Here is a 23,292-nt window from a genome sequence, read left to right on the forward strand (position 1 = left end):
ACCGGAACGCACCGGGCGTGGACTCCAGGGGGCATCACCTTGTCGAGCAGTAGCGCTGCCGCGCGCCCGAAAACGGGTGCGCGGTTGGCCAGAGCGGTGACGGCGGGCGCGGTCGCGCTCGTCGTCGCCCTGGGCGGTCAGACCGCGTGGGCGCAGGACGTCGAACCGACGCCGCCGGCCGGAACGCCCACCGGAACGCCCACCGGTGCGCCGGAGGCACCCGCGTCCGAGGCGCCGCGGGAAACGCCGTCGGAAACGCCATCGGAAACCCCTCGGGAAACACCCGCCGGGACCCCCGCGGAAACACCCGTGGAGACCCCGGCGGAGAGCCCGGCGGAAAAGCCGGCGGAAACCCCGGTGGGGACCCCGGCGGAAAAGCCGGCGGAGACCCCGGCGGGTACGCCGGGCGGCACCTCCCCGACCACCGGGACCATCCCGGACGAGGCGCAGGCCGAAATCCACCGGCAGGACGTCGAGGCGCAGGCGCCGCCCAGGGTCGCCGACCTGCGGGTCACCGCGTCGTTCGACCGCGCGACCTACCCGGTCGACGCCGACATCGCCATCCGCGTCACCGTCGAGAACGTCGGCCCGGTGGCCGCGACGGACGTCCGGCTCCGCGACACCACCAACCTGTCGCTGAAGTCCGGCGAGCTGGACCTGCGCCGCGTGCCCGGTCCCGTGATCGGCCCCGGCGAGCGCCGCACCTACGACCTGGTCGCCCGGCAGGATCACGTCAGCCCCGTCAACCCGGAAGAGGTGTACTTCCAGGTCTCCGCCGGGCAGGGCGCGCAGCAGTGGCCCAACGCCGACCCGACGCCCAACGACAACTCCGCCCGGATCACGGCTCGCGTCCCGCGCGAGTTCGGCTCGGTGGACGCGGTGGTCTTCGTGGACGCCAACGGCAACGGCCAGGTGGACGCCGGCGAGGGCCAGGGCGGCCTCTCCTTCGTCGCCGACGGCGGCTCGTCGACCAAGCGGGTGGGCGGCGCGACCTCGCCGACCGGGACCGTCCGCTTCACCAACGTGACGGCCGGCCACTACCGGCTGACCATCGGCTCCTCGTCCTCGATCTCCAAGGTGCCCGCGCCGGGCTCCGGCGAGTTCGACGTCGTGGGCGGGCGGACGACCACCGTGCTGGTCCCGCTGGTGGAGCCGGTGTCCTCGGTGCTCGTGCCGCGGGTCGAGTTCCTGAACGACCCGTTCGTGAACGCCGGTGACCAGGTGCAGGTCCGGGTCACGCTGAAGAACTCCGGGTCCGCGCCGCTCACCGGCGTGGTCGCGGTGTGCAACCAGAACAGCTCCACCCCCGGCCTGACGGGCACCGGTCCCGGGTGGGCGGCCCTGCACCCGGACGGTCCGGGCGTCACCCTGGCCGCCGGTGAGACCAAGCAGCTCGTGGTCACCGACGTCGTACCGCAGGCCGCGGCCGACTACGGCAGCCTCTACGTCGGCTGCGACTTCGGCAACGACGGCCGCAACACCGCCGGCTACCGCGGCGCGTCGGACTTCGCCGACGTGAACGGCAAGTACGGCAAGGTCACCGGGACCCTGCTGCTGGACGACGGCGCCGCCGAGCGCCCGCTGGCCGGCACGCGCGTCGTCGCCCTCGACCAGCGCACCGGCCTGTGGGCGGCCGAGACCACCACCGACGACAAGGGCGCGTGGCGGTTCGACCGGGTGGTCGCCGGCCCCACCAGGTTCGTCGTGCCGGGTGAGTTCAAGCCGCGCGAGGGCGCCGAGCTGGTGGCCGACGTCGTCGCGGGCCGGACCGCCGCGGTGACGTTCCGGCTCGTGCCGGGCCCGCGCTGGGACGTGCCGGCGCACTCGCCCAAGGTCGAGGTGACGGCGTCGTTCGACAAGGACGCCTACGACGTCCGCGACGTGGTCACCGCCCGGATCAGGATCGCCAACAACGGCACCGGCGGACCGGAGCGGATCTTCTACGCCGAGGACCGCGAGGCCACCACCCTGGAGTACGAGCGGGGGCAGTGGGGTGTGCTGGGCGGTTCCTACTCGTCCCCCGGCATGGACCTGTGGCCCGGTCAGGTGCACGAGGTCACGATCACCGGCACGATCCGCCAGTGGTCGACGGGCGGCGCCGTCCGCCTGAAGGGCTGGCTCGGGTACCCCTTCCCGGGGCAGCCCGCCTCCCGCGCCTTCGACCTCTCGGCCAAGGTCGTCTTCCGGACGGGTGACGCCGACGTGCTCGTCTACGGCGACGCCAACGGCAACGGCTCGTTCGACCAGGGCGAAGGGCTGCCGGGCATCGGGCTGTACTTCCAGGGCGGCTTGCCGAACCGGACGTCCGAGGGCCGCACCGACGACGCCGGCCGGTTCCGGTTGAAGGACGCGCCCGCGGGTGTCCACGAGGCGCAGGTGCGGACCGAGGGCACGGGTTGGGCGCGGCCGTCCGACTACTACGGCCAGTTCACCGTCGAGCCGGGGCAGGCGCCGCAGGTGGAGCTGCGCCTGGTGCGCCCGCTGTCGGACGTGCTGCACGCGGCGATCGAGTTCGACAAGGAGTCCTACGACCAGCACGAGCGGGTGGGCGTGAAGATCACGCTGACCAACGACGGCCCCGAGCTGCCGGTGCGGATGCACTGCGGCGGCGAGCTGCCCGCACCGGACATGGGCCCGGAATGGGGTCCGTTCGCACCCGGCGGCACCGGCGTGGTGCTCAAGGCCGGTGAGACGCGCGAGTTCCAGGTGGTCACCACGATCCCCGACTACGCCGCCGACCACGGCCTGCTCTCGCTCACGTGCGGATTCGGGCCGGGCAACAGCTGGGGCGACGGCCATCCCGAGGCGAACGACCTCGCGAAGGTGACGGGTGTGACGACGACCGTCAACGCCGAGGTGCTGACCGGGGACTACCCGTTCACGCGCGTGCCGGACGTCACGGTCGTGCTGGTGGACCTCTTCAGCGGCAAGCCCGTCGCGCGGTCGGTCGCCGACGGGGCGGGCACGATCACCTTCCCGGACCTGAAGACCGGTCTCTACAAGCCCGTCGTGGTGGGACCGTGGAAGTTGTCGGAAAGTCAGCAGAACCTGATCCGGGCCGTGCGCGGGGACGACCGCTCGCAGACCATCCTCGTGGAGCCCGGCCCGGAGGTGGCCGACCCGTGGACGGACCAGCCCGGTGCGCCGGGTGCGCCCGGTGACGCCGGTGACCCCGGTGTGCTCGGTGACCCCGGTGCGGCGGGCGGTCCCGACCAGCCCGGCGCGGGTCAGCCCCGCGCGTTCGGGGTCGCCGGCAAGGACGGCGGGCTCGCCGACACCGGCGCGAGCGTGATCGGCCTCGGCCTGCTGGGCGGACTGGCGCTGGTGCTCGGGTTCGTCGTGGTGGTGGCGAGCCGACGCCGCACGGCGTGAGGACCCGGTAGGACGGCGACGGGGCGTGGCGCGAACGGGCGCCGCGCCCCGTCCCGGTGTCACGGGCGCCACACCGCGCCCCGCCGCGCACGGTGTTAGCGTCGCTAACCAACTGCGCAGTGGGGGAGAGGTGGCCGTGACGACGCTGGAGGTGATCCTCGTCGTCCTCGCCGGGGTCTTCGCGGGCGGCATCAACACCGTGGTCGGCTCGGGCACGCTGGTGACGTTCCCCGTGCTGCTGGCCGTCGGCTTCCCGCCGGTCACCGCGAACGTGTCCAACAGCCTCGGCCTGGTGCCCGGCTCGTTCAGCGGCGCGGTCGGGTACCGCCGCGAGCTGGTCGGCCAGGGACCGCGGGTCAAGCGGCTGCTGCCCGCCTCGCTGCTCGGCGGCGTGGTGGGCGCGATCCTGCTGATCAAGCTGCCGGAGGACGCGTTCGCCGCGATCGTCCCGGTGCTCATCGCGATCGCCCTCGTCCTGGTGGTCGCCCAGCCGTGGCTCAACCGCAAGCTCGCCGAGCGCGAACGGCACGAGCACGGCGGCGTCGCGCTGTGGATCGGCGTGTTCCTCGGCGGCATCTACGGCGGCTACTTCGGCGCCGCGCAGGGCGTGCTCGTCATGGGGCTGATGGGCGTCCTCATGAACGAGCACATCCAGCGCATGAACGCCCTGAAGAACGTGCTCACCGCGTTCGTCAACCTGATCGCGGGCGTGCTGTTCATCTTCATCGCCGACGTCGCGTGGGACGCCGTGCTGGCGCTCGCCGTCGGCTCGGTGATCGGCGGCCAGATCGGCGCGAAGGTCGGCCGCCGGCTCCCACCCACCGTGCTGCGCGCGGTGATCGTGCTGGTGGGAGCCGTGGCCATCGTGCAGATCCTGACCCGCTGACCGGCCTGCCTACCGCGCGAACGACCTGGCCGCGGCCAGGAACGCCTCGTTCTCGTCCGGCTCGCCGATGGTGACCCGCGCGCCGTCACCCGCGAACGCCCGCACGACCACCTTCTGCGCCAGGCAGTGCTCGTTGAACTCGGCCGTCCGCTCGCCCAGCGGCAGCCACACGAAGTTCGCCTGCGACTCCGGCACCTCGTACCCGGCGGCTTGCAGCTCGCCGCGCACCCGGCCCCGCTCCGCCACGATCGCGCGGCACCGGGCCAGCAGCTCGTCCTCGGCGTCCAGCGACGCCAGGGCCGCCGCTTGCGCCAGCGCGTTCACGCTGAACGGCACGTAGACCTTGCGCAGCGTCTCCGCCACCTCCGGCGAGCCCACGGCGTACCCGACCCGCAGCCCGGCCAGGCCGTACGCCTTCGAGAACGTCCGCAGCACCGCCACGTTGTCCCGCCCGGCCGCCCACTGGGCCTTCGCCAGCTCCACGCCGTCCGGCACGTCCGGGTCGTCCACGAACTCCTTGTACGCCTCGTCGATCACCACCAGCGTCTCGGCGGGCACCTGCTCGATGAACCGCTCGATCTCGGCCCGCCGCAGCGCGGTCCCGGTCGGGTTGTTCGGGTTGCACACGAAGACCAGGCGCGTCCTCGGCGTGATGGCGGCGGCCATCGCGGCCAGGTCCAGGCCGTGACCCGCGGTGAGCGGCACCCTGCTCCGGCCCGCGCCGACGACGGCGGTGATGATCGGGTACGCCTCGAACGAGCGCCACGGGAACACCACCTCGTCCGCCTCGGTGCAGGTCGCCTGGACCAACTGCTGGCACAGCGTCACCGAGCCGCAGCCCACGGCCAGCTGTCCGGTGGGGACGTCGAGCTTGTCGCCCAGCCTCGCCACGAGTTCGGTGGCGGCGGTGTCGGGGTAGCGGTTCACGGCGGTGGCCGCGTCCGCGATCGCCCGCACCACGCTGGGCAGCGGTCCGGCCGACACCTCGTTGCTGGCCAGCTTGATGGCGCCCGTAACGGTTTTGCCGGGCACGTAACTGGGTAGCGCGGAGAGGTCTGCGCGGGTTCGCACGGTCATCCAGGGACTCCTTCCGGTTCTGAGCTGGACGTTAGCCGCTCAAGACCCGGATGGGGCATACCCGCCGTCTGGTTGCTCACGTTGACTGCTGTTCACCCCAACGTGGAAGGGTTGCGCCATGACACCTACCCGCACCGAGACGCTCTCGCTCACCGACGGCCGCACGTTGCGGCTGACCGTCGCGGAGCCGGAGAACGTCGTCCGCGGCGGCCTCGTCGTGCTGCACGAGGCGCGCGGGGTGACCGGCGCCGTCCGGGGCCTGGTGAGCGGGCTCGCCGCCGAGGGGTGGCTCGCCGTCGCGCCGCACCTCTACCACGGTGCCGAGGACGAGCCCGCCGACGCGGCGGAGCGGGTCAGCGAGCTGTCGGGCGAGTCCGTGCTGGCCGACACGGACGTGGCGTTCGTCTGGCTGGGGCAGCGCGGGGTGAGCGCGGACCGGCTCGGCGTCATGGGTTTCGACCTCGGCGGATCGGTCGCGATGGTGGTTGCGGGAAGCCGAAGCATCGGCGCGGCGGTCACCGTGGGTGGCGGCGGCATCCTCGAACCGCTCTCCGACGGGCTGCCGTCGCTGGTGCAGGTCGCGGAGGAGCTGGCGTGCCCGTGGTTGGGGCTCTACGGCGACGACGACGCCCAGATCCCGTTCAGCGACGTGGAGAAGCTGCGGGACGCCGCGGCCGCCGCGCCGGTCGCGACCGACGTGGTGAGGTTCGAGCACACCAGCCACCGGTTCGACACCCGGCCGGACGCGAGCGCTGAGGCGTGGCAGCGGGCCCTGAACTGGTTCGATTCACACCTCCGTTAGAGCGTCTTCCCAGCGGCTTGGAACCGAACCGGCCACCGGGTACATCTAAGGGACGCGTCCGGACGCCGATGCGGACGCCGCTGGGTAACGCGCGGCGCGGCTGCGGCGAAGACCGCAGTGCAGGGGGTAATGATGAGCGATGGCAACACCGTTTCACTGACGCAGCCCGCACCGGTGCCCGCACCGCACCAGGCGGCGGTCCCGGCTGCCGACACCTCGACCACGCAGGTCATCACGCCCGACGTGCTGGCGTCCCTGGTGCCGTCCGCGCCGCACCCGGTGGTCACGTTCCCGGCGGACACGGTCACGCTGCCGTCGCCGGTCCCACCCGCGACGCCCCCTCCCGAGACGATTCCCGCCGCCACGGCCCCGGAGCCGGTCGCTCACGGGACGATCGCGCCGGGCGCGGTTCCCCCGGAGGCGGTTCCCCCGGACCCCGATCCGACGACGGGGGCACCACCGGTCCACGAGACGACGCCCGGGGCCACGGCCCCGCCGCTCGTGCCGCCGACGCCGGGCGCGGAACCGACGGCCCCGGTGACGACCGGCCCCGTGACGTCCGCACCGGCGGGCGACGCCGCGTCCACGGGTCCGGCCACCGCGCCCGCCACCGCGCCGTCCGACCCGGTCACGACCCAGGTCGTCCCGCCGGAGACGTCCGCCAAGCCGAGCTTCACCGCCGCCGCGCAGACCGACCTGGCGAAGGCGACCACCGCGCTGGACGCGGTGGACAAGCGGCAGGTCGAGCTCGACCTGGACAAGCAGGCGCTGCAAGACCTGCTCGCGATGATCCGCCAGGCGCGGAACCTGGTCGACAACGTGCACTACAACGCGGTCAACAACCTGGACGTCGAACTCCAGTTCGGCCGGAACTGGGTCGGTGAGGCGATCAGCAGGCGGCTGCGGGAGGTGGCGGTCGGCGACGAAGCGTCGGCGGTCTCCGTGATCGGCGACTTCATGAAGGTGCTGTTCGAGGTCGAGGAGACCATCCGCGACGCGGCGCGCAACCTCGAAGAGGCCGACGACGACGCGGCGGAAGCCTTCAACTCGGTCGCGGAGGAGGTCAAGGGCTCGTGAGCGACGACAGGCGCGGCGGTCCGGGCGGCCAGGGCCAGTACGGCCAAGGCGGTCAGCAGGGCGGGCACGGCGGGAACGGCCACCAGGACGTGCCGAGCGACCTCGGCCAGAAGGTCGACTGGATGGCGTTCTCCCACCAGGCCCTCTACGACATGGTGCACACCGGCGTCGACCTCCAGGCGGCCGGTTCCGCGCAGGCGAACTGGGCGTCCGTCGGCAAGGCCCTCGGCGAGGTGCAGGAGCTGCTGGCCAAGGCGATCGCCCAGTCCCAGCAGGCGTGGGCGGGCGAATCGGCCGACCTCGCGCGGGAAGCCCTCGAATCGGTGGAGAAGTGGGCGCTGCACACCAGCGACCACGCCGAGAACGTGGCCAAGTGCATCGGCGACGAGATCCAGCACGTGCAGACGGCGCGCGAGATGATGCCCGCGCCCGTGCCCGCGCCGCCGGTCGTGGAGCCGGTCGCGGGCGCTCCCGGCGGGTCCGCCGGCGCGGCCGGTGCCGCCGCGGGCGGGGCGATCGGCGCGCAACCGCAGGCGGACACCCGCACACCGCCCGCGCTGCGCCCGCCGAGCCCCGGCTCGCACGGCCTGGCGACCGACGTCGGCTTCGCACCGGTGGGCGGCGCGGGCACCGCGCCGCGCGGCGCCGTGCCGTCGAGCCCGTTCACCGGCCTGGAGTCGGTGTCCGCGCCGGTCGTCGACTCGGTGCTCACCGCCGACGCCACGCACCGGCAGGCGGCCGAGGTGATGGCGATGTTCCAGCAGAACTCCTACGCCGTCGACCGGACCGTCCCGTCGTTCAGCCCGCCGACCAACCCGGTCGCGCCGCCGCCCCCGGTGGTCCAGCCGACCCCGGTGCCGGTCCCGGTGACGCCGCCCGTCGACGGCGGTCCGGGCGTGGTGCCCACCTCGCCACAGCAGCAACAGCAACAGCAGCAGTCCTCCGAGCGGGGGGCGACCACCTCGCAGCACCAGCAGCGCGGCCGTGCCGGCGGAGGTGGCGGGCTCGGCGGCTTCCCGTCCGGTCGCCGGGGGATGCCCGTGCCGATCGGGGCGAGCGGCGGTGGCGGTGGTGGCGGCTCGGCCCCGCTGGGCTCGCCCGGTTCGACCAGCGGCACGCTGGGCGCGGAGCCCGGTGGCCGCGCGGCGGCCGGCGCGAACCCCGGCAGCGTGACCGGCCAGTTCCAGTCCGCCAAGGCCGTGACGCCGCACTCGGGCATGATCGGCGCCGCGCCGATCGCCGCGCCGCCGCCCCTGGCCGCGTCGCCCGGCGGTGGCGCGAACGAGCGCAGCCGGCCGGGCTACCTGGAGGACGACGACAACGTGTTCGGCGTCGACCGCAAGGCCGCGCCACCGGTGATCGGCCTGTGACCGAGCGCGTCTTCCGGCTGAGCGCCGTGGAGTTCTTCCTGCTCTGGCAGGCGGTCCACCGCGACGAACACCCGGTCCCGCTCGGCACGCGGCACTACGGGCACACCCGGGGGGAGCGGGCGCGGTTGGTCGAGACCGCGTCCCGCGCCCTGTTCGCCCGCGGCCTCGGCACCGTGCAGCGACCCGACGAGGAGCTGTACGGGGTGCTGCGGTCGTTGGCCGAGTTCGAGATCGGCCTGGAACTGGTGTTCACGCGCAACGGCGAGCAGGCGCGCGGCCTGGCCACCGCCGCGTGGCACGGCGCGTTCGCGGGCCGCGTCGGCGACCAGGTCCAGGTGACCGGCTTCCGGCCGACGGCGCTGGCCGCCCGGACCGTGGCGACCCTGCCGCCCGCGCCGCCCGGCACCGGCCGTTCGGTGAACGTGCGGTGGGACGACTACCTGGCGGCCGGCGCGGCGGGCGTCACCGACGGCACCCAGGGCTTCCTGGACGTGCTGCGCGGTGTCGGTATGCGCGAGCCCGAGGCGAACACGCTGATGCGCGCCGTGACCACGCGCAGCGGCGGTGGCCAGGTGGCCGTGATCGCCCGCAACCGCAACGGCTACCTGCACCCGACCGGTGCGGCGATCTCGTGGCTGGACACCGCCGAGGGGCGTTACGTGGTGCGGCGCGACGGCGCGTGGATGGTGGTCGCGCCGACCGACGCGCCGCGGCTGACGTCGGCAGTGGAGCAGATGATCGCGACGGCCGGCCACGGCCAGGGCGTGTCCGCGTACTGACGTCCGGGTCCCACGGCACCGGTCGCGGCTCGTGGAGCCCTCCTGCCCGATCTCCGGGCCGCACCACGTCGCCCGTGGTGCCCGCCGCCGGCCCCGACCGCCGTGATGTGTGGACGTCGCCTGTGGTTCCGCGCGCCCCGATGGGCTAGGAACTGTGGTTATGACCGACATGCAGGCCGGCACCGCCGCCGGCGAGGCAGAGCTGCTGTGGCGCCCGGACCCCGATCGGGTCGCGGGCAGCCGCATGGCCGCGTTCCGCACCTGGCTCTCCGCGGAGAAGGGCCTGCGGTTCGCCGACTACCCCGCGCTGTGGGAGTGGTCGGTGACCGAGGTGGAGGCGTTCTGGGGCGCGATCGCCGAGTTCTTCGAGGTGCCGTTCCACAGCGCGCCCACGGCGGTGCTCAGCGAGCGCGTGATGCCCGGCGCGGAGTGGTTCCCGGGCGCGACGCTCAACTACGCCGAGCAGGCGCTGCGCCGCGACAGCGACGAGGCCGCGGTCGTCTTCCACCGCGAGGACGGCCTGTCGTCCCGGCTGACCTACGCCGAGCTGCGCGCGCGCGTCGCGGCCGTGCGCGCGGGCCTGGCGTCGCTGGGCGTCGGGCGTGGTGACCGCGTGGTGGCCCTGGTGCCGAACTCGCCGGAGGCGCTGATCGCGTTCCTGGCGACGGCGTCGCTGGGCGCGGTGTGGTCGTCGTGCTCGCCGGACTTCGGCGCGCGGGCCGTCGCCGACCGGTTCGCGCAGATCGAGCCGACCGTGCTGATCGCCGTGGACGGCTACCGGTACAACGGGCGCGGCTTCGACGTGCGGCCGACGGTGGAGCGGCTGCGGGCGGAGATCCCGTCCCTGCGCGCCACGGTGCTCGTGGAGTACCTGGGCGGCACGCTGCCCGACGTCGTCACGTGGGACTCGCTGCTGACCGGGTTCCCGGGGGCGGAGCTGGAGTTCGAGCCCGTCCCGTTCGACCACCCGCTGTGGGTGCTGTACTCGTCGGGCACCACGGGGCTGCCGAAGGGCATCGTGCAGGGCCACGGCGGGATCGTGCTGGAGCACCTGAAGATGCTGGCGCTGCACAGCGACCTGGGTCCGGGCGACCGCTTCTTCTGGTTCACCACCACCGGCTGGATGATGTGGAACTACCTGGTGTCCGGCCTGCTGGTCGGCACCACGGTCGTCCTGTTCGACGGCAGCCCGGCCCACCCGGACCTGTCCGCGCTGTGGCGGCTGGCCGAGCAGCACCGGGTGACGTACTTCGGCACGTCCGCCCCGTACATCCAGTCGTGCCTGAAGGAGGGCCTGCGGCCGGCGGACCGGCACGACCTGGCGGCGCTGCGCGTCGTCGGCTCGACCGGCGCTCCCCTGACGCCCGAGGGCTTCCGGTGGATCGCCGACGCCGTGGGGCGGGACGTGCAGATCGCGTCGGTGTCCGGCGGCACGGACCTGTGCACGGCGTTCGTGGCGGCGTCCCCCGACCGGCCGGTGTGGCTGGGCGAGCTGTCCTGCCGGTCCCTCGGCGCGGCCGTGCACGCCTACTCCGAGGCGGGCGAGCCGGTCGTCGACGAGGTGGGCGAACTGGTGATCACGCAGCCCATGCCGTCCATGCCGGTGCGGTTCTGGGGCGACGAGGACGGTTCCCGGCTGCGCGAGGCGTACTTCGACACGTTCCCCGGCGTGTGGCGGCACGGTGACTGGATCCGGATCACCGGGCGCGGCTCGGCGGTCATCTACGGCCGCAGCGACTCGACGTTGAACCGCGGCGGGGTGCGCATGGGCACCAGCGAGTTCTACCGGGTCGTCGAGGGGCTGCCGGGGGTCGCCGACTCGCTCGTCATCGACACGTCGGGAGCCGGGCGGACCGACGGCGAGCTGCTGTGCTTCCTCGTCCTGGAGCCGGGGACGGCCCTGGCGGACCTGGAGCCGCGCCTGAAGGCGGAACTGCGGGCCAACCTGTCACCCCGCCACGTGCCGGACCGCTTCGTGCGGGTCGACGAGATCCCGAGGACGCTCAACGGCAAGAAGTGCGAGGTGCCGGTCAAGAAGATCCTGGCGGGCACCCCGCCCGACCAGGCGGTGAGCCGGGACGCGCTGCGCAACCCGGACGCCCTGCTCCCGTTCCTGTCCCTGGCGCCGTGAAGTCCTTGCCGAGACGTACGCCACACAACCCCCGCCTGAACCCACGGTGAACGCCCCCCTTACCACCTTTGACCTGCGTGAACAGGGGTGGGAGGGGGGCGTTTTGCCAGCCGGGCGCCGACCTGTGTAATCTATGCGTCGTAGCCGAGGGCTCCGGGAGGCTTCGCCTAGTCTGGTCTATGGCGCCGCACTGCTAATGCGGTTTGGGTTTATCGCCCATCCCGGGTTCAAATCCCGGAGCCTCCGCAACACCTGGCTTCGGCCGGGTGACAACTGAAAACCGATGCGCTCGTAGCTCAACGGATAGAGCATCTGACTACGGATCAGAAGGTTGCAGGTTCGAATCCTGCCGAGCGCGCAGGTCGGAGGGGCGGTGCCAGTCGGCACCGCCCATCTGGGTTTCAAATCGGGTCTCACTTGTACCTGTGCCGACCCGGTTCACGATGTTGGCAAAGCATGGCCTGCCTTGCAGAGTCAGGCGCGCACAGGCACCCCTGCCGCACTGCCGCTTACCGGTCCGCTCGTCCACGCGCTGCTTGGCCTGCTTACCCCGGCCCTTGTCCTCCGCGCTCATGTACTCCATGTCCGGCGCGACCTCGCCGACCATCAGCGCTCCCATCGGGAACACCTGGTCGAACGCCGCCTCGAACCGAGTGCCGTACGGAACTGCCACGACTGCCAGCTCCATCACAGATTAAGCCAGCCTGTCTAGACAAGATGAGCGTTGGTGAAGTGCCGATCGACTAGCTCCCTAGGTGGGCTAGACGAGTGACCTACCTTTGTGCGTATAGACGTTCTGCATATTCAGACCGCATATTCACGAGACGGGGACGGCATGGCACTCGACCCGGACGATCCGCGACCGCCATATATGCAGGTGGCGAGCGCGCTGAGGGCCGCCATCCTGACCAAGGTCTTCAAGGCCGGGGACAAGCTGCCCTCGCGCGCCGAGCTGGCGAAGAAGTACGACGTTGCCCCGATGACCGTGCAGAACGCTCTGCGCGAGCTGCGCGAGGAGGGCCTGATCGTCTCCAGGCAGGGCAGCGGCGTCTTCGTCAGGGAACGCACCGAACGCCCGGTGGGCCTGCGCCCGCACATCGAACGGGCCTTCGAGCAGGACCACGTGACGATCGACTTCGCCGGCTTCTCCGGTGAGACCCTGCACGGCGTCCTACAGGAACCGCTGGACAAGATCCGCATCGGCCGCCTGACGCCTCAGGCACTGCACGTCCGCATCCTGGTCCCGGACCCGGCAGTCCCGTGGTCCGTCCCCTGCACCGTCGAAGACCGGGCCGACAGCCCCGCCTTCCGCGAACGCGCGGCCGAGATCATGCGGCGGCACACCCTCGCCATCCTCGACAACGTCACCGAGCTGGGCGCGCTGGGCCTGGTCAAGGACGCCACCGCCGAGGTCCGCGTCCACGCGTCCGCCCCGCTGTTCAAGCTCTACCTGATCAACAACAGCGAAGCCTTCTTCGGCTTCTACCCGGTCCGCGAACACGTCCTGTCCCTGGGCGGACAACCGCAAGCGATCTACGACCTCATGGGCAAGGACGCGATCCTGTTCCACCACAGCGTCACCGACGACGACACCAGCACCGGCAGTCAGTACGTCGAGCAGGCCCGGACCTGGTTCGACAGCCTGTGGAACACCGTCGCCACGGAGTACAAGCGTTGACCACGGACAACACCCCCGTGGACGACCCCGAGGCACTGCGCCACATCCTGGCCACGACCGACGCCCTGCTGCTCGACTTCGACGGCCCGGTCTGCTCGATCTTCGCCAACGTCCCCGCCCACCATGTCGCCGGCCAGCTCCGCCGAGTCCTGGCCGAGGCCGGGCACACCGAACTGCCCGCCGAGGTCGAGAAGACCGCGGACCCCTTCGACGTGCTCATCCATGCCGCCACGCTCGGCAGCGACCAAGCCCACCACGTCGAGTCCTCACTACGTGCGCACGAGGTGGAAGCCGCCACGACCGCCGAACCCACACCAGGCGCACACGACCTCATCCGCACCTGGCACGCGACCGGACGCAAGCTGGCGATCGTCAGCAACAACTCACAAGCCGCCGTCAACACCTACCTGCACCAGCACGAACTGAACCCCTTCGTGCACTTCGTATCCGCCCGCACGGACCCGAACCCTGCGCTCCTGAAACCAAGCCCGCACTTGATCGGCCAGGCCAGCGCCGCACTCACAACTCCACCGCCGAAGTGCACCCTCATCGGCGACTCACTCACCGACCTACGCGCCACACGCGCCGCCCGAACCCGTGCCATCGGCTACGCCAACAAGCCCGGCAAAGCCGACCTGTTCACCGCGGAGCACCCCGCCGCCATAACCACGAGCATGGTGCCCCTCGGCCTCGCCGCACGCTCTCGGTAGTCTGCCGAACTTGGCTCTAGGGGATCAAGGCGCGCTACCGCAGCAAGTGCCGATCAAGGGAAGTTTGCCGCCGCTCAACTCGGGACGATCGCGCGCTCCAAGACTTGGACGGGCTGGGCACGGCGATCGGCTGCCGCGCCAGCTCCGCCGACTTGCCACTGGCCGGGGTGGGTAGCCCGAAGCCGACCGCAATAGTGACCGCGACGGGATTCCATCAGCGGCTACCACTGCACCGTCTGCACCAACGCCAGACGAAGAGGAACGCCTGGTCAGCGCTTCGACAGGTTCCTACGGATCAGAAGGTTGCAGGTTCGAATCCTGCCGAGCGCGCAAGAGCGAGTACAGGCCAGGGCCTTGTTCCGGTTGACGGAACGGGGCCCTGATTTGTTGTGCGGGTAACTGCTGTCCCACATCTCCACACGAACGCTCGTGTGCTGTCCCAAGTTCACCGCCAACTCCGCGGCCCGACCGGCGCCAACCTTCAACCGCCGCCGGAAGGTGTCGGCTGTCGTTGTCGGCGGGCTTCCGGTGTTCGCTCGCCGGCTCGCCCGCGGGCGCCGGGAAAACTCGGTGCGTCGTGCCGGCCCGGTCGTCAGGCTCGGCCGCATTATCGCCGAGATCACGCGCATCAACCCCGACCACCTCCACCCGCCCCCGGCTACCACCACATCCCGTCGTCGAAGCGGGGCGCACCGCGTACCTCGCCGGGCAGTGCCCGCTCGACCCGTCCGGCGCCCTGGTCGGACAGGGTGATCTCGACGCCCGGATCGACCAGGTCGCGGCCAACGCCCTCGCCGCCCTGGACGTCGTGGGCGCGAAGCCGGACCAGGTGGTCCGCTCGGTGATCCACGTGGTCACCGACGACGGCCCGGTGCCGGCCGCCGCCTGGGAGCGGCTCACCGGCTCGGTCATCGGGTCGGCGTTCACCACCGCGAGCACCCTGCTGGGCGTCGCCCAGCTCGGGTTCCCCGGCCAGTTGGTCGAGGTCGACCTCACGGTGGCGCTGGGCCGACCCGCCGCGCCCGACGGAGATCCGAGGGGTGGTGCAGGCGCTACCCCCGAACGGGCGCTGGCGTGATTCTGCTCGTTCCGCGCGGTCCATACGGTCGGACACGGCAAGCGTTCGTCGCGGCACCCGCCCGGCGGACGTGCAGGCGTGACCCGGAAAGCCGGGACACCGATCACGAGGGACGGGACCTGGATGAGAACGACGATGCGACGGCTCGGTGGCGCGGTCGTGATGGCCGCGCTGCTGACCGGGATGACCGGCCAGGTCGTCTCCGCCGCGCCGGGCGACCGGGCGGACGCCGTGCAGTCCGGCGGTGCGCAGTCCGGTGGTGCCCAGCCCGACGGGACGCAGGTCGAGGCGGAGGAAGGCGCGGCACAGGCCGAGTCCACCCGCGCGCGCCGGGAACTGCGGCAGGCGATGGACGACGTCGTCGCCGCCGGCGGGGCCGGGGTCGTCGTCCGGGTCCACGACGGCAAGGGCGACTGGGTGGGCAGCGCCGGGCGCGCCGAGCTGCACCGGTCGGCCGAACCGGTGCCCACCGGGCGGTTCCGCGCGGGCAGCATCACGAAGACGTTCGTCGCCACGGTGGTCATGCAGCTCGTGGACGAGCGCAAGGTCTCGCTCGACGACCCCGTCGCCCGCCACCTGCCCCGCTTCGGCGTCGACCCCCGGATCACGGTCCGGATGCTGCTCCAGCACACGAGCGGCCTCTTCAACTACACCGGTGACGTCAAGCCCGACGGCACGGCGGACCCCGGCATCCCCATGTGGGGCCAGGAGTACGTGGACAACCTGTTCCGCACCTACCGGGCCGAGGAGCTGGTGCGGTCCGCGCTGGCCAAGCCCGCCCGGTTCGAGCCGGGCGCGCGCCACGCCTACTCCAACACCAACTACCTGCTGCTCGGGCTGCTGATCGAGAAGGTCACCGGCACCGGCTACGACACCCAGGTCGAGCGCCGGATCCTCCAGCCGCTCGGGCTGCGGGACAGCAGCCTGCCGGGCACCCGCACCGGCATCACCGGCCCGCACGCGCACAGCTACTTCGGCTACCAGCACGACGGCCGGCTGAAGGTCGTCGACATCACCCGGATGAACCCGTCCTGGGCGGGCGCCGCGGGCGAGATCATCACCTCCACGCGGGACCTCGACAGGTTCATCTCCGCGCTCCTCGGCGGCCAGCTGGTGTCGCCCTCCTCGCTGGCCGGGATGCGGGAGACCGTGCCCGCGGGCCGCGCCGGCCGCATCGGCCTCGGGCTCTTCGAGACCGAGTTCGCCCCCGGCTGCACCGCGTACGGCCACACCGGCGGCACCCAGAGCGTGACCTCGTACATGTACAGCACGCCCGACCGCGCCAGGCGGGTCGAGTTCTCGATCAACCACGGGACCATCGACGCCGGCGACCCGGCGCAGCGCGAGAAGTTCGGCAAGGCGCAGGAGAAGCTCGCGGCCACGGCGTTGTGCGGCCCGTCCGGTCGGTGACGCGCGGTCACCCCTCCGCGTCCGGCCACGTGACGGTGACGCGGCTGTGCCGCTTCCGGATGACCGTCCCGGACGCGGGCGGGTCGCCGGACGTCCCGCGCCACACGGTGAAGACCGGCCCCGGACCGTCCCGCCGGCCGTCCCAGGCGGTGATCCGCTCGGCGAACGCCCCGGCCAGCTCGTCGGCCCGGCGACCGAAGGCGTGCGCGCCCAGCTCGAACCGGTCGCCCGCCACCGGGCGGGACACCAGGTAGGCGACGGCACCGCCCCGGACGGCGGCCTGCGGGAACCAGCGGTTGCCCGGCGCGACCAGGTTCGCGCCGGGCGCGGCCACCAGCGCGCCGGCACCGGGCAACGTCGTCGCCAGCCACAGTTGCAGGTCCTCGACCGGCTCGGCGGCGTCGACCACGACACCCGTCCAGACCTCGACCCGGTCGGTGGCCGGCACGCCGTCGAGGTCCGGCTCACCGACGCCCGGCTCGTCGTCATCGTCGAACCGGACGACGACCTCCTTGCCGCGCAACGGAACCACGCGTTCGGCGTGCGCGCCCGCCCCCCGGATCAGCACGAAGCCGCACGCGGTCGAGGACCGGCTCACCAGGCGGTCCCCGACGCGCGCCAGGGCCATCGACCGCGTCAGTCCCCGGACCCGCAGGGGCACGACGAGCAGGCCGTCCGGGGTGAGCTGGTCGATCCACGCGGGCGGGACGTCCCACGCGCCCACGGTGACGATGATCCGGTCGTAGGGCGCGTGTTCCGGCACCCCGTGCTCCGCGTCGGCGAGGACCACCCGCACCCGCGAGTACCCGGTGTCCGCGAGCAGGCGGCGGGCCCGACCGGTGACGTCCGGGTCGATGTCCACGCTGGTCACCGCGCCGCCCGGACCGACCAGCTCCGCGATCAGCGCGGCGTTGTACCCGCCGGAGCCGATCTCCAACACCGCCATGCCCGGCTCGATCCCCGCCTGCGCCAGCATGAGCGCCTGGATCTCCGGCGCGGACACGGAGCTGACCGGCACGCCGTGCTCGTCGCGCTTGGTGACGACCGCCGTGTGGACGGCGTAGGCGTCCGCCGGGTCGGTGCCCGGCGCGAACCGGTGCCGCGGCACCGCGCGGAAGGCCGCCGCGACCGCGTCGTCGCGGATCGTCCCCAGCGCGAGCAGCTCGGCCACCATCGCCTCGCGCAGCGCGCCCTCGTCCCGGAACGGTCCCACCGGAACCTCCTCTCCGCCCGCGTACGACCCCGCGCCGGCCCCACTCCGCGCCGGCCTACTCCGCGCGGCGGCCCAGCTCGGCCAGCACCCCGTCCGTGAACGCGGGCCACGCCTCGACCGCCCACTCGCCGAACCGGCGGTCGGTCAGCGCCACGCACGCCGCCCCGGCCTCCGGGTCGACCCACAGGAACGTGCCGCTCTGCCCGAAGTGCCCGGACGTCCGGGGCGACGACGCCGCGCCCGTCCAGTGCGGCGACTTGTGCCCCCTGATCTCGAAACCCAACCCCCAGTCGTTCTCGCGCTGCAACCCGTAGCCGGGCAGCACGCCGCGCAGACCGGGGAACACCACGCTGGTCGCCTCGGCCACCAGCGCCGCCGACACCAGTTTCGGCGACTGCACCTCGGCCGCGAACCGGACCAGGTCGTCGACGGTGGACGTCGCGCCCGCCGCGGGTGAGCCGTCGAGCGTGGTCGACGACATGCCGAGCGGCGCGAACACCGCCTCGGCCAGGTAGTCGGCGAACGGGATGCCGGTGGCCGCCGCCACCGCGTCCGCGAGCACCTCGAACCCCCGGTTCGAGTAGATCCGCTTGGCGCCCGGCGCGGCCTGCACGTCGGACGAGTCGAACGCCAGCCCGGACGTGTGCGCGATCAGGTGCCGCAGGGTCGACCCCTCGGGCCCGGCGGGCTGGTCCCACTCGACCGCCCCCTCCTCCACCGCCACCAGCACCGCGTACGCGGTCAGCGGCTTGGTGACCGACGCCAGCGGGAACCGGTGGTCCACCGGCCCGTGCGCGCCCAGGACGCGCCCCCGCGCGTCGACCACGGCCGCGGCCGCCGTCTCGACCGGCCACCGGGACACCACGTGCAGACTCTCCATGCCGCAGACTCTGCCACGTGTCCCCACGCGAGCTGGTCGTCCTCGGCACCGCGAGCCAGGTGCCCACCCGCACCCGCAACCACAACGGCTACCTGCTGCGGTGGGACGACGAGGGCTTCCTGTTCGACCCCGGCGACGGCGCGCAGCGGCAGATGCTGCTCGCGGGCGTCGCCGCGCGGGACGTCACCCGCATCTGCCTGACGCACTTCCACGGCGACCACTGCCTGGGCGTGCCGGGTGTGGTGCAGCGGCTGTCGCTGGACCGCGCGCCCCACCCCGTCCACGCCCACTACCCGGCGTCGGGCGCGCACTTCTTCGCCCGCCTGCGGCACGCGAGTTCGTTCTACGACGTGCTCGACCTGCGGGAGGCGCCCGTCACGGGGCCGGGACCGGTCGCGGAGGGCGCGTTCGGCGTCCTGGAGGCCCGCCCGCTCGACCACTCGCTGGAGACCTACGGCTACCGGCTGGTCGAGCCGGACGGCCGCCGGATGGTGCCCGAGCTGCTGGCGCGGCACGGCATCCGCGGCCCGGCGATCCGCGAACTGACGCCGCCGCTGCTGGACGAGGTGAGCGTGCACCGGCCCGGCCAGCGGTTCGCGTTCGTCATGGACACGCGGCTGTGCGACGGCGTGTTCGAACTCGCCGACCGGGCCGACCTGCTGGTCATCGAGTCGACATATCTGCACGTCGATGAACGCCTGGCGATCGAGCACGGCCACCTCACCGCCGCCCAGGCCGCGCGGGTGGCCGCCGAGTGCGGCGTGCGCAAGCTCGTCCTGACGCACTTCTCGCAGCGCTACGCCGACCCGGCGCGGTTCCACGCGGAGGCGGCGGAGGTGTTCGACGGCGAGATCGTGGTGGCGGCCGACCTCGACCGCGTCGCCGTGCCCAAGCGGCTGCCGGCGTGACACCCACGTGCCTGCCGGCGTGACACCCACGTGGTCACCGGCATGGCGGTCACGTGGTCACCGGCGTGCCGCCCACTGGTCGCGGACCAGCGCGTCCAGGTCCGACTCGACGGGCAGCCAGCCCAGCGCGCGCAGCCGGGTCGTGTCGGCGCGCGACACCCGCGCCTCGCCGGGGTGGGCGGGTTTCCACTCGACGGCGACCTCCGCGCCGGTCACCCGGCGCACGGCCGCGAGCACGTCCGCCACGGACGCGGGCGTCGCGCCGACGTTGTAGACCTCGTGGCCGGGGCGGCAGGTCTCCAGCGCCAGCACGAAGGCCCGCGCCGCGTCGCGCACGTGCACGAAGTCGCGCACCGCCGTCCCGTCGCCGTAGACCTCCATCGACGGCAGCCTGCCCGCCGCCACCCCGCACGCCCTGGTGATCAGCCGCGTGTCGTCCCGGTCGCCGCCGCCCGCGAGGTTGAACAGGCGCAGCGTCACGGCGGCGAGCGGGCCGCCGCGGGCGGTCCAGGCGACGGCGTCCTCCGCCGCCGCCTTCGTGGCCGCGTAGGGGTTCGCGGGGCGGCGCGGGTGGTCCTCGGTGAGCACGTCACCCGCGGGCGCGCCGTACACGGCGGCGGTCGAAGCCAGGACGAATCGGGCGGGCGCCGATCGGAGCAGCCGGAGCGTCCCGGTGACGTTCACGTCGTAATAGGCAAGAGGATTGTCGAACGATTCCCGGACGCGGGCCAGCGCCGCCAAATGGATCACGCCGTCGGACGGCGGTATCGCGTCCTCCCGGATGTCACCGCTGAACGGCAGCGCGGTGTGACCGGCCGCACGGAGTTGTTCCACGACGTTGCGGCCCAGGTAGCCGCGTGCGCCGGTGACCAGGACGCGCATGGTGGACATCCCAGCACGGGGCCACCCGACCGGCGGACGGTGGTCTGGCAAAAATTGCCCCTAAAGGTGTTGTCGGGGTCGGCCGATACAACCCAAGTGAGTTACCCGCATCCAGTCATGCACACGAGCATCGAGGGCGTACTCGCGAACCACGCCGTCCAGGAGGCGAAGAGGCAGCGCTTCCTGGAGAACGCCGCGGCCGTCGTCGCCGCCGCGCCGCCGTCGCTGGACGAGACCCTGCTCGGCCTGTGCCTGCCGTTCCCCAAGACGAACTCCCGCCGCTCCTTCCTGAGCCGGGTCGACGAGGTGCTCCGCGACGCCGCCCGGTGAGCCCGCGCGGGGCGTTCCCGCGCCACCGGCAAGCTTCATCCGGTCGTTGCCGGACCGTGCTGGGCCGGTCGACTCGCCGCCCTCTACAGTGCGTGGCACCCGGCGCTCGCCGGTCGTCTCGTCTGCTTCTCATAAAGCGAGTTCTCGGCGATGGATCACGTCCTCCCCGCGCTCCAAGAGCGCCTCGGCACCCTGTTCGGCGACCGGTTGGTCGTGCTCGCCGGCGGCACCCGGCTGAGTGCCCGCGCCGGTGAGCTGCACCAGCTCGGCGCACGCCACACGCTCGTGCTCTCGACGGACGACCACGCGCCGCTGCACGACCCGGAGGTCGCGCGCTGGGTGCCGCTGGGCATCGGGGGCGGCTTCGTCGCCGTCGAGCAGAACCGCCTGACCCGGCTGCTGACCTCGCCCGACCGCCGCGTCCGGGAAGTCCTCGCCGACTTCGACCCGACGGGCGACGCGCTGGTGATCGGCACGCACTACGCGCACACCCCCGAGTTCGCGGGCCGCCCGGTGCTCAACGCGCGCCGCCCCGAATGGGTGGAGTTGGAGAACAAGACCACGATCGACGCGCTGTGGGACGAGCTGTCCGCGCCGCGCGCGCCCGCCGTCGTGCGGGGCCTCGACCTCGACGCGCTGTGGCGCGCGACCCTCGACCTCGACCGGGGTTCGGGCGTCGTGTGGTCCGGCGACGGCCCGGCGATCAACGGCGGCGCGAACTTCGTGCGGCGCGTGCGGGACCGGTCGGAGGCGCTGGAGGCGTTCGAGGTGCTGCGGGCCAAGTGCGACTTCGTCCGCGTGATGCCGTTCCTGGAGGGCATCCCGGTGAGCGTGCACGGGATCGTGTTCCCGGACGGCACCGCCGTGCTCCGGCCGATCGAGATGGTCGTGCCGCGCCGCCGGGGCCAGGCCCGCTTCCTGTACGCGGGCTGCGCGTCCTACTACGACCCGCCCGCGCGCATCCGCGAGGAGATGCGCAACCTGGCCCGCCGGGTCGGCGAGCGGCTGCGCGAGACCGTCGACTACCGGGGCACGTTCACCCTGGACGGCATCGCCACCGCCGAGGGCTTCCTGCCCACCGAGATCAACACCCGCTACGGCGGCGCGATGACGTGCTTCGAGGACGCGCTGCCGCAGCTCCCGCTGGCGCTGGCGCAGGTGGCCCTGGTCGCCGGGCACGACCTCGGGGTGTCGTCCATCGAGTTCGAGGAATTGCTGGTCGGCGCGGCCGACGGCTACCGGCGTGGTTCGGTCGGCGCGAACGTCCGGGCGGTGCGCCCGACCGAGACGGTGGAACGCCCGGTCGTGTTCACCGAGTGGTCGTGCCGGTTCGCGCACCCCGACGAGGTGCCGCACGGCGCGCTGCGGCTGCGGCCCTCGCCGCTGGGCGCGCGGCTGGAGCTGGACCTCTCCGCCGACCAGCTGACGCCCGGTCGGCCGGTGGTGCCGCTGGCGGTGGCGGCGTTCGCGCTGGCCGACCAGGAGTGGCGGACGGGGCTGGGCCCGCTGGAGCCGGCCGTACCGGTGGCGGAAGGTGTTGGATTCGCCCTCCTCTCGTCGGGCGGCTCGGCCGCCAGTTAGTGGATGTGTTGGATTGCCGCTGCTTCGCAGACGGCGGGCTCGGCCGCCTTGTGGTCGGGCCGTCGCTGTGTTGAATTTGCCTCGGCTTCGCCTCGGCGGGCTCGGCCGCCTGAAGTCGGGCCGTCGCTGTGTTGGATTGCCTCGGCTTCGCCTCGGCGGGCTCGGCCGCCTGAAGTCGGGCCGTCGCGCCTGATTTCCCGCCGATCGAAGGGCGTGATCGGCGGGAAATGAGGCGCGACAACCCGACGCGGCCTCGCGGGGTGCGTGCGGGAGAAGTGAGCGAAGAGCGGGGGAGTTGGAGGGCGGGCGGGGGTCAGCCGTAGGCGGCTTGGTGGGCGTAGTGGTAGCCGATCAGTTGCACGGTCACCGCGGGGGGCTGGTTCGGGGGGTGGGCGCCGGATTCGTAGGCGTGCAGGGTTTTCGCGTCGGCCTGCGCGGTCGCGTGGGCCCACTCGTCGTCGGTGTCCTCGTCCAGCATCAGGTGCAGCGCCACGCACGCGGCCTCCGCCAGCAGTCGCGGGTGGGTGCCACCGAACGCGATGCCCTGCGCGACGTCCGCGATGTGCTTGGGCGCGACCTCGGGCACGGCGATCGCCAGCGCCATCGAGCACGCCACCTCCGCGCCCGCCAGCGCGTCGAACACCCTCGGCGCGGCCTTGGCGACCGCGTACCGCGCCTGGGTGATCCAGTCCGGCGCGAGGCGGGGCAGCTCGCGGCGCACCGCGTTCCACCGGCGGCGGGTGCGCCGGCCGCCCTCGGTGAAGCCGGCGCTCGCCAGCGCCAGCGCCGCCAGCAGGAAGATCACCCGATCGCGTGCCGCGCCGGGCACCCGGTAGCTCGCGCCCAGCTCGGCCAGGAACGGCACGGCGTGCACGCTCGCCTCGGACACCGTGTCCTCGTCCAGGAGCCGTCTCTCCAGCCGCCCGCACGCCTCCTGGTCGCCCTCAGCGGTGGCGCGCAGGAGGTCGTCCACGCCGGCACCGCGGGACAGCTCCGCCCACGGCACGTCCTCCAGGCCGCGCAACGGGTGCGGTCGTTGCCAGGCGGGTGGCAGCTCCATGCGGGGAAGCTACGGGATGGACGCGCCGGTGCGGCGGTGCGGCACGGGTGGTTTCGCCGGGCCGTACG

19 protein-coding genes and 2 tRNA genes are annotated in these 23,292 nt (G+C 72.9%); 16 read left to right on the top strand and 5 right to left on the bottom strand.

Features of this window, described 5'->3' with window-relative positions; genetic code table 11:
- Positions 1 to 357: 357 nt before the first annotated feature.
- Positions 358 to 3,372 (top strand): collagen-like triple helix repeat-containing protein, encoded by a 3,015-nt coding sequence (locus C8E97_RS36410; RefSeq protein WP_170211597.1) that lies wholly within the window; start codon positions 358 to 360, stop codon positions 3,370 to 3,372.
- Between the two features lie 136 nt (positions 3,373 to 3,508).
- The gene (locus tag C8E97_RS02545; protein WP_121010646.1) at positions 3,509 to 4,258 is read left to right on the top strand and encodes a sulfite exporter TauE/SafE family protein; all 750 of its coding nucleotides are present in this window, start codon (positions 3,509 to 3,511) and stop codon (positions 4,256 to 4,258) included.
- Between the two features lie 9 nt (positions 4,259 to 4,267).
- Here the strand turns inward: C8E97_RS02545 and hisC are convergent, their stop codons facing one another.
- Positions 4,268 to 5,335, bottom strand: coding sequence for a histidinol-phosphate transaminase (hisC, locus tag C8E97_RS02550; protein WP_121001262.1), 1,068 nt, complete (start codon positions 5,333 to 5,335; stop codon positions 4,268 to 4,270).
- A 118-nt stretch (positions 5,336 to 5,453) separates the two neighbouring features.
- On the opposite strand from hisC, the gene C8E97_RS02555 reads away from it, so the two are divergent.
- The 11 genes from C8E97_RS02555 to C8E97_RS02605 all read left to right on the top strand — a co-directional run bounded on the left by C8E97_RS02555 (position 5,454) and on the right by C8E97_RS02605 (position 16,370).
- Positions 5,454 to 6,137 (top strand): dienelactone hydrolase family protein, encoded by a 684-nt coding sequence (locus C8E97_RS02555; RefSeq protein ID WP_121001264.1) that lies wholly within the window; start codon positions 5,454 to 5,456, stop codon positions 6,135 to 6,137.
- A 132-nt stretch (positions 6,138 to 6,269) separates the two neighbouring features.
- Complete coding sequence (locus C8E97_RS02560) at positions 6,270 to 7,214, top strand: hypothetical protein (protein ID WP_147454979.1); 945 nt, start codon at positions 6,270 to 6,272, stop codon at positions 7,212 to 7,214.
- Entirely contained in the window at positions 7,211 to 8,584 is a 1,374-nt protein-coding gene (locus tag C8E97_RS36415) for a PPE domain-containing protein (protein ID WP_121001268.1), read from the top strand. Before C8E97_RS02560 ends, C8E97_RS36415 begins: the two co-directional genes overlap by 4 nt.
- A complete protein-coding gene (locus tag C8E97_RS02570) occupies positions 8,581 to 9,363 on the top strand; it encodes an ESX secretion-associated protein EspG (protein WP_121001270.1) in 783 nt (260 codons plus the stop codon). Before C8E97_RS36415 ends, C8E97_RS02570 begins: the two co-directional genes overlap by 4 nt.
- A 160-nt stretch (positions 9,364 to 9,523) precedes the next feature.
- Positions 9,524 to 11,494, top strand: coding sequence for an acetoacetate--CoA ligase (locus tag C8E97_RS02575; protein WP_121001272.1), 1,971 nt, complete (start codon positions 9,524 to 9,526; stop codon positions 11,492 to 11,494).
- Between the two features lie 156 nt (positions 11,495 to 11,650).
- Positions 11,651 to 11,740 (top strand) — tRNA-Ser (locus C8E97_RS02580).
- A gap of 39 nt (positions 11,741 to 11,779) precedes the next feature.
- A tRNA-Arg gene (locus C8E97_RS02585) sits at positions 11,780 to 11,852 on the top strand.
- 477 nt (positions 11,853 to 12,329) lie between these two features.
- Complete coding sequence (locus tag C8E97_RS02590; RefSeq protein ID WP_246018636.1) at positions 12,330 to 13,172, top strand: GntR family transcriptional regulator; 843 nt, start codon at positions 12,330 to 12,332, stop codon at positions 13,170 to 13,172.
- Entirely contained in the window at positions 13,169 to 13,882 is a 714-nt protein-coding gene (locus tag C8E97_RS02595; protein WP_121001276.1) for an HAD family hydrolase, read from the top strand. Before C8E97_RS02590 ends, C8E97_RS02595 begins: the two co-directional genes overlap by 4 nt.
- Before the next feature lie 577 nt (positions 13,883 to 14,459).
- Positions 14,460 to 14,960, top strand: a complete 501-nt coding sequence (locus C8E97_RS02600) for a RidA family protein (protein WP_246019326.1) — start codon at positions 14,460 to 14,462, stop codon at positions 14,958 to 14,960.
- 135 nt (positions 14,961 to 15,095) lie between these two features.
- Positions 15,096 to 16,370, top strand: coding sequence for a serine hydrolase domain-containing protein (locus C8E97_RS02605; protein ID WP_170211599.1), 1,275 nt, complete (start codon positions 15,096 to 15,098; stop codon positions 16,368 to 16,370).
- A gap of 7 nt (positions 16,371 to 16,377) precedes the next feature.
- Here the strand turns inward: C8E97_RS02605 and fxlM are convergent, their stop codons facing one another.
- Together fxlM and C8E97_RS02615 are read right to left on the bottom strand one after the other, a co-directional pair.
- Positions 16,378 to 17,583: a methyltransferase, FxLD system gene (gene fxlM, locus C8E97_RS02610; RefSeq protein ID WP_246018638.1), complete on the bottom strand. Its 1,206-nt coding sequence runs from the start codon at positions 17,581 to 17,583 to the stop codon at positions 16,378 to 16,380.
- Between the two features lie 55 nt (positions 17,584 to 17,638).
- Positions 17,639 to 18,463 carry a serine hydrolase domain-containing protein gene (locus C8E97_RS02615; RefSeq protein WP_121001278.1) on the bottom strand — a complete coding sequence of 275 codons (825 nt, stop codon included), beginning with the start codon at positions 18,461 to 18,463 and terminating at the stop codon, positions 17,639 to 17,641.
- A 17-nt stretch (positions 18,464 to 18,480) separates the two neighbouring features.
- Here C8E97_RS02615 and C8E97_RS02620 point away from each other — a divergent pair, with 17 nt between their 5' ends.
- The gene (locus tag C8E97_RS02620; protein WP_121001280.1) at positions 18,481 to 19,371 is read left to right on the top strand and encodes a ribonuclease Z; all 891 of its coding nucleotides are present in this window, start codon (positions 18,481 to 18,483) and stop codon (positions 19,369 to 19,371) included.
- Positions 19,372 to 19,428: 57 nt separating this feature from the next.
- On the opposite strand, the gene C8E97_RS02625 is transcribed toward C8E97_RS02620, so the two are convergent.
- Complete coding sequence (locus tag C8E97_RS02625; RefSeq protein WP_246018639.1) at positions 19,429 to 20,262, bottom strand: NAD-dependent epimerase/dehydratase family protein; 834 nt, start codon at positions 20,260 to 20,262, stop codon at positions 19,429 to 19,431.
- A 108-nt stretch (positions 20,263 to 20,370) separates the two neighbouring features.
- Between C8E97_RS02625 and C8E97_RS02630 the strand changes: the two genes are divergently transcribed.
- Positions 20,371 to 20,583 (top strand): hypothetical protein, encoded by a 213-nt coding sequence (locus C8E97_RS02630; RefSeq protein WP_121001284.1) that lies wholly within the window; start codon positions 20,371 to 20,373, stop codon positions 20,581 to 20,583.
- 150 nt (positions 20,584 to 20,733) lie between these two features.
- Positions 20,734 to 22,164: an ATP-grasp domain-containing protein gene (locus C8E97_RS02635; RefSeq protein WP_121001286.1), complete on the top strand. Its 1,431-nt coding sequence runs from the start codon at positions 20,734 to 20,736 to the stop codon at positions 22,162 to 22,164.
- 313 nt (positions 22,165 to 22,477) lie between these two features.
- On the opposite strand, the gene C8E97_RS02640 is transcribed toward C8E97_RS02635, so the two are convergent.
- On the bottom strand, positions 22,478 to 23,224 hold the full coding sequence (locus C8E97_RS02640; protein ID WP_121001288.1) for a hypothetical protein: 747 nt from the start codon (positions 23,222 to 23,224) through the stop codon (positions 22,478 to 22,480).
- Positions 23,225 to 23,292 lie beyond the last annotated feature (68 nt).

The organism is Saccharothrix australiensis (assembly GCF_003634935.1).
GTDB lineage: Bacteria > Actinomycetota > Actinomycetes > Mycobacteriales > Pseudonocardiaceae > Actinosynnema > Actinosynnema australiense.